At 38.8% G+C, this 3,926-nt stretch carries 3 protein-coding genes and 1 pseudogene; all 4 read right to left on the bottom strand.

The annotated features are described in order from the left end of the window. Nucleotides 1-811: efflux RND transporter periplasmic adaptor subunit (locus Q0252_RS05990; protein WP_297984624.1), on the bottom strand; the 811-nt coding region annotated here is incomplete at its 3' end. Nucleotides 812-817: 6 nt separating this feature from the next. Beyond that, nucleotides 818-2,149, bottom strand: a complete 1,332-nt coding sequence (locus tag Q0252_RS05985; protein WP_297984625.1) for a TolC family protein — start codon at nucleotides 2,147-2,149, stop codon at nucleotides 818-820. A 58-nt stretch (nucleotides 2,150-2,207) separates the two neighbouring features. Next, the gene (locus Q0252_RS05980; protein WP_297984623.1) at nucleotides 2,208-2,816 is read right to left on the bottom strand and encodes a TetR/AcrR family transcriptional regulator; all 609 of its coding nucleotides are present in this window, start codon (nucleotides 2,814-2,816) and stop codon (nucleotides 2,208-2,210) included. 308 nt (nucleotides 2,817-3,124) lie between these two features. After that, nucleotides 3,125-3,700, bottom strand: a pseudogene (locus tag Q0252_RS05975) (helix-hairpin-helix domain-containing protein); the annotation flags it as partial. Nucleotides 3,701-3,926: the final 226 nt, after the last annotated feature.

Genomic DNA, 3,926 nt, shown 5'->3' with positions numbered 1-3,926 from the left:
CAGCTGTTGCGTACATACCAGCTTTTAGGTTTCCTCTGTTTTGAACTTCGATTTCAACAGGAAAATTGAGAGACGCATCACTTTTAGGTGCAATAAATGTTATTCTTCCCGTGAATTTTTCATCAGGCAAAACATTAACATTGATATCAACTTCCTGCCCGATTTGGATTCTGCCAACCTGGCTTTCATCAACAAGAACAGAAAGCTTCAACGAATTGATATTGACAATCTCGAACAATGCTGTTCCTGTAGCGACCACCATCCCCGGCTCCACCATCTTTTTGTTGATTGTTCCGCTGATTCCTGCACGCACGCTGGCATCATTGATTCTCACACCTTGAGCTCTCACTGCAGCCTGTGCATTTTTAAGTTGAAGTCTTGAGTTATCCAATTGCTGCTTGGTCACACCACCTGTTTTGAATGCATTTTCATAACGCTGATTATCGATAATCGCATTCTGCAAATTGTTCTGAGCTTGTGTAACATCTACTTCAATAGCATCTTTTTTAATCGTTGCCAGAACTTGACCTGCGCTTACCCGTGAACCTTCTTTCACAAAAACGCTCACAACTCTTCCTGCAATGTCTGCGGATTGGTTAGATTCCTGCTTTGGGATAAATGTTCCGTTCGCAGAATAATCCGTATTGATATCTTGTCTGGAAACCGTTACCACATTCACATTGATTTTGTCAACCTGCTTTGCCACCTCAGCAACTTCTTTTTCTTGTTTGGTTTTGTTTCCCACAATAGTGTATGCTCCCCAACCGATCAGTAGTGCTGCAACGATGATATATATTAAAGATTTCTTCATGATAGTTTATTTTAAATAAGTTTTAAGTTCTCCTTTTGCTTTGTAATATTGTATTTCTGCGATTTTGTATTCTAAGATGGCATTGCTGTAATTGTTTTTGGCTTCTACCAAAGCGTTTTCCGCTTCTAATAATTCGGTAAGCGTAGCCAAACCGTATTGATAATTATGTTTGGTATTTGAAGTTACTGTTTCAGCAAGACGAACGTTGGCTTTTTGATTTTCTAAGGCCAAAAGACTATTCTCGATTTGCGATTTTGCATTTTGATAAGATAAATCCAAGCCCAGTTTAGTGTCTTTGATGCTTACATCCAGTTTATCCAGTTCTATTTGCGCCATTTCTACACGGGCTTTTGTAGCAAATCCATTAAAAATAGGAATATTAACGCCCAACGTAATCGCAGAATAATCTGCCCAATAAACGCCATTTTTCTTCCCGTTTGTTAATGGAAATTTATCTCCCAATCCTTGCCAGCTGTAGTTGGCATTAAGGTTTACAGTAGGATAATACGCCGCCTCCACTGCTTTTTTATTATACTGCAGAAGCTCTTTTTGTTTGTTTAAGATTTTCACCTCAGATCTTTCATCAGATGCTACAGTTTCATCCAGCAAATGGGGAGTGATTTCCATATCGGCTTTTACCAGCTCTATCTTGTTCTCAATCGGCATTCCCATATAGAATTTCAATGCGTTTTCTGCTTGATTGATGGCGTTTTGCTGCTGCTTAAGAATCGTATTGATGTTGGTAAGATTCACATTGGTTCTGTCGAGATCTATTTTTTTAGCAAGTCCGTTATCAAATAAGCTTTTAATAATATTTCTGGCCTTTTCTGTGCTTGCATAGCTATTTTCTAAAGTTTCTTTCTTTTGCTGAATAGTAAATACCTGAAAATACGCATTAGAAACCCTTTCGATGATTTGTTCTTCAGTGAGCTGTGCATTAAGCTGATAAAATTCTTTGGTTGATTTCGCAGCTTTCAACCCAATGAAAACCTGCTGGTTAAACAATGCCTGCGAAAGCTGGACTCCCGCTCCGGCATTCCATTTTTGGCCCAAAGTAATCAACTGAATATTGCTGGGTCCGCCGCTGAATGCACCTGCATCCAAAGCAGTAGTTTGCAAGATCGGGTTATAAGTGATATTGGCAACACCATTTATTTTTGGTAAAGCCCCCGCTTTTGCCTCCATTATTTGGTAATCGGCATTCCGAATATCCAGTTGTGCATTTTGCGCATCAGCTTTATTCTGCAAAGCATATTCGATGGCTTGTTTTAGGGTAACGGTTTCCTGCGCTTGCAACTCGGTAATCGAGAAGGCAAAGAGCAGCGCACCGAGCGCCATGTTTCTCCAGTTGGTCATTGTATATTGAGTTATTATTTGTTATGAATTTTATTATAGCTTAAATCGTTTCAGATTTGCAGACCACATTTTTCAGGTAATTTTTGCCTTTTTCAGTGGTGATGGCATACATTAAAAATTTCATCGCTTCATTATTAAAGTGTGTTCTATCGATTTCCTCAGTATTGAAAAAAGGTGAACTATCGTAGGACATGATAAGTTGAAAAAACATCTTACCGTATAATTTCTCATCAAAATCGTCCCGATAATACCCTTGTTCTCTACCTCTTTTTATATTATGAATGATTACTTCTGTAAATCTTTCAGAGAAATGCATCATATGTTGATTAAAGATCGTCGGATAATACTTAATTAGCTGGCGAATAAACAGTGATTTATTGGTTTGCACTGCCTTTTCTATCTGCTCATCGCGACAAAACATCCTTTCGATGGCATTTTCAATTTTAATATCCAGTTCGTTGAGTTTTTCGATGACTTCTTTTAATTTGAACTGAAGAACATCGCTTAAAAGCGCTTCTTTGTTGGTGTATTTTTGATAAAGCGTTTTCTTAGACATCCCGAATTCTTTCGCAATATCATCCATTGTCAATGTTTTTGCACCATTTTCGACAAACAAATCAGCTACTTTTTCTAAAAATTTTACATCCATTTTTACAAATTTCGGTTGCAAAGTTACAAAAGAAAACTCAAAAACAAAAAAAAGTTTCCTGGTTTTTTTTATTAAAATCTATCCACTTTATTGAAATCCAGAATGATAGGATTAATAAAATAATTTTCTTCTTTTAATACTTCATTTTTACCATACTTCTTCTATTTTTTTGTTTTATCAAATTAGACGTTTGAGGAGTTCCCCGCTGCGCAAAGTCTCCTGACTTTGATCCCCGCTGCGCAAAGCCCCGCTGCGCAAAGTCTCCTGACTTTGAGCCAATTTGAACGAAACATATCATAACTAAACCACTAAACCATCTTCTTGCCAATCAAATCCAGAAACTGTTGCTCGTCCAGAATCGTAATCGTGCCGATGTCCTGCGCTTTTTTCAGTTTGCTTCCGGCTTTTTCGCCCACTACCAGATAATTCAGGTTTTTGGATACTGCGGAGATGTTTTTGCCGCCGTGTTTTTCCACCATTTCTTCCGCAGCATCCCGGGTAAAAAGGGAAAGTTTCCCGGTAAACAGAAAGGTTATGCCGTCCAGCACATTGCGTAATATTTCTCCGGCAGCATCTCCTTTTTCCAGCTGTACACCATAGGATTTCAGGCGTTCAATCATCAGCAGATTTTCGGGATTCCGGAAGAATTCTTCAATGCTCACCGCAATCTTGGCACCGATGTCTTCCACCTGCGTCAGTTCTTCGGCCGCCGCATTTTTCAGGTCGTCGATCGTGGCAAAATTCTTCACCAGTTTCTTGGCAACGGTTTCGCCAGCGTGCTTAATGCCAATCCCAAAAAGTACTTGTTCGAATGGGATTTCCTTTGATTTCTCAATGCCGTCAATGATGTTCTGAGCGGATTTTTCCGCCATTCTTTCGAGCGGATTTTTCCTGATTCCTGATTACATAACCTTCTTTCATACTTCTGTTTCCTCAAAGATAATTTTTTCTAATTGATATGTTATTGTAAATTGCTCAAAGTCAGGAGACTTTGCGCAGCTGGAAATGAACAAAATTACTCGGGTCACAAGGAAATTCGTGTTCAAAGAAAACCTTGCCACAAAAATGCTGCATATAAGGATTCATGATCCAGGCTTTTTCCAACGTCTC

This window comes from uncultured Chryseobacterium sp., from assembly GCF_936933875.1.
In the GTDB taxonomy this organism is placed as follows: domain Bacteria; phylum Bacteroidota; class Bacteroidia; order Flavobacteriales; family Weeksellaceae; genus CAKZIK01.
The sequence above is the reverse complement of the archived record's forward strand: the minus strand, read 5'-3'. Positions and strand labels throughout refer to the sequence as shown.

Coding starts and splice junctions, on each gene's coding strand:
- Q0252_RS05980 (WP_297984623.1), bottom strand. CDS start 2,816: ATGGATGTAAAATTTTTAGAAAAAGTAGCTGATTTGTTTGTCGAAAAT.
- Q0252_RS05985 (WP_297984625.1), bottom strand. CDS start 2,149: ATGGCGCTCGGTGCGCTGCTCTTTGCCTTCTCGATTACCGAGTTGCAA.